The sequence below is a fragment of the Martelella sp. genome (assembly GCF_984369615.1).
In genome coordinates this window covers 1-2,387 of the sequence record NZ_CFHTCS010000509.1, presented here as the reverse complement: position 1 = coordinate 2,387, position 2,387 = coordinate 1, and the positions used below count along the sequence as shown (strand labels likewise).

Annotated in this window: 4 protein-coding genes; all 4 read left to right on the top strand. The window is 55.9% G+C overall.

Annotated features, from left to right (window positions below):
• On the top strand, positions 1 to 191 hold a 191-nt coding region (locus tag AC5DC2_RS23000; RefSeq protein WP_491700168.1), incomplete at its 5' end, for a hypothetical protein.
• A complete protein-coding gene (locus tag AC5DC2_RS22995; protein ID WP_491700167.1) occupies positions 188 to 781 on the top strand; it encodes a hypothetical protein in 594 nt (197 codons plus the stop codon). The genes AC5DC2_RS23000 and AC5DC2_RS22995, both read left to right, overlap by 4 nt.
• Before the next feature lie 53 nt (positions 782 to 834).
• Positions 835 to 1,068 carry a hypothetical protein gene (locus AC5DC2_RS22990; RefSeq protein ID WP_024709483.1) on the top strand — a complete coding sequence of 78 codons (234 nt, stop codon included), beginning with the start codon at positions 835 to 837 and terminating at the stop codon, positions 1,066 to 1,068.
• 121 nt (positions 1,069 to 1,189) lie between these two features.
• A complete protein-coding gene (locus tag AC5DC2_RS22985; RefSeq protein WP_491700166.1) occupies positions 1,190 to 2,224 on the top strand; it encodes a hypothetical protein in 1,035 nt (344 codons plus the stop codon).
• Positions 2,225 to 2,387: the final 163 nt, after the last annotated feature.

Below are 2,387 nucleotides of genomic sequence, written 5' to 3'. Positions count from 1 at the left end.
TTAGCGAGATACCGCCCCTTCCAAATGGCGGTTTTCTGCCCGCTGACCTCGACCCTTCAGAACGGACTTTTGATGCACTATTCGATCCAGACGACCTTCGCTGGCGCCGCTTCGATGACACCCTTGGCAAGCACGGAATGGTTTCCCGGATCATGGCGACTATAGATGCTCACAATGGTGATATACCATGAGCGCCCTGAATGCTCCTCTTTCGCACAGCGCCTCGCCAAGGCACCCCATGACCGATCGCCGCTCAGCGCGCGAACGTCTGGAAAACTATCGTGCGCTAGTCACCAGCGCCGCGCCACTTGATAACGTTATGGCCGACACGGAAGGCATGCACCTAGAGGTATCCGGACCGGACGAGCCGGAAATCATCTGCTCGCTTCCGCCGTCGTGCCCAGCAGACAACCGCGAACTGATCCGTCGGCATGTCGAGATCCCAGCCGATCTGATTGGCATGCTGGATGCAGCGACCCGACGCGATGCCGACCGCCGCCGCGAGATCGAACGCTTGAGGCAGGCGCTGGAAGCAAAAGGCGGCAAGCCCGCAAAGGACTATGCCGCCGAATGCGCCATGATTTGCACCGAGCCGGCATTCATGCGGTTTCTGATCGATAGGCATGATCTGCCATACCCCGCTACGGACAAGACGACCGCGACACGGGTGCGATCCGTGCTCGCGGTCACCAGCCTATCCGAGCTGAACACGGACGCAGCCGCCGCCTCCCGATGGCGAGGGATGGTTCAGGAATTCGATTTATGGAGGCAAAACAGATGACGCGCCCCGTCAGAAACCCACCCGACGCATGGCCACCGAGGATGCTCGCCGACATGGCCGCCGCCTATTGCGGAGAGCGCAGCGTCCAAGAGTTCCTAAGGCGCATCGGCCGCATCTACCCTGAGCCAAGAGTCGTTGACACGACAAGACGTAAGTTCTGGTATCGCGACGACCTCGACAGAGCCATGAATATCGGCAAATTCGCACAAACCAAGGACCTTGGAGGCAAATTCCGTGAGAAGATCGGGCAGAAGCGGCACGGTGGACCTGCCGAAGTACGTTCATAGAGTTACGAGAACGCACAAGGGCGGTAGAAAGACAACCTATACATTCTACACTCGCGGTAGAAACACCGCCGACTGTTGGCCATCGATCAGGTTGCCTGACCCGCTGACAGATGAGTTCAACTTGAGGATTGCGATCTGTGGTGAGCTTTCTCGAGACGCGAAAGGCTTCCTCCTCGGCGGCAAACGACTGCCTGACTGCAAGGCAGCTGACTTCTGGTCGGAAGCTGAGAGGGCATTTACCGCCCTCATACGTCGAAACCGTGAAGGAATACGCGATTTCCGTGCTCTAGTAGAAGCGTTCGAAAGCGAGGCAAACCCTGTCTGGCGCTCACTATCGCGTTCGACGCGGCGCGGCTACTCCACCTACGGCAAACTGATTGTCGAGATTTGGGGTAGCGACATGCCGACTGACCTGACTACTGTCGATGCGCAAGAGGCTATAGACTCGATGTCAGAAACCCCGGCAGCAGCAAACCAGTTTAGGGCTTATCTATCCAGGTTGATGGCATGGGGTATCCCACGCGGTTTCTGTCGGCTGAACCCAGTAAGCCACACCGAAAAGATTCCCGGCGGAGAACCGTGGACACCATGGCCAGACTGGGCATTTGAAACGCTATTCAACAATGCACCATTGAACTTACAAATGATCGCAGTGTCTGCTTTTTTCACCGGGCAGCGCCAAGGGGATATCCTGCGAATGAAGAGACCGCTCGAAGGCGAGAAGACGATAGAAGTCAGAGCTCAGAAGACGAAGCGAACGGTTTGGATTCCTTTGCACACCGAATACCGAAAATGGATTGAACGAGCGCCGGCCACCTCAGTACAGTTGCACGTTGGTGCCCGCGGACTCCCCTTCAGGTCGGCCGATGGTTTCCGCACCGAATGGCAAAAGCTTATGCGCAGAAATGAATTCGCGCGCTTTCGGAAGGAGCGGATCGTTTTCCACGGTCTTCGGAAGAACGCCGTTATCAATCTGCTAGAAGTCGGCTGTACAGAGAACCAGGTTGGAGCGATCTGCAATATGTCCCCGCAAATGGTACAGCACTATGGGAGGGAGGTCTCACTGAGATCCTTGGCTCGCGATGCGATGGAACTCATGGAAAGTCGCTGGGGCGATATTGAACCGGCTGCTTTCAGGAACAAGAACAGAACATGAATTGGAAACAGTTTCCAATTTCGTGAAAACCGGAACGTAGGCCAGTCAGCGCATGGCACTAAAATTCGACAACGAAATCAGAGAGAAAAATGGTGGGTGATGTAGGTCTCGAACCTACGACCCGCTGATTAAGAGTCAGCTGCTCTACCAACTGAGCTAATCA

Excerpts from the sequence above, each read along its gene's own strand:
- AC5DC2_RS22995 (WP_491700167.1), top strand. The coding sequence starts at position 188 with ATGAGCGCCCTGAATGCTCCTCTTTCGCACAGCGCCTCGCCAAGGCAC.
- AC5DC2_RS22990 (WP_024709483.1), top strand. The coding sequence starts at position 835 with ATGGCCGCCGCCTATTGCGGAGAGCGCAGCGTCCAAGAGTTCCTAAGG.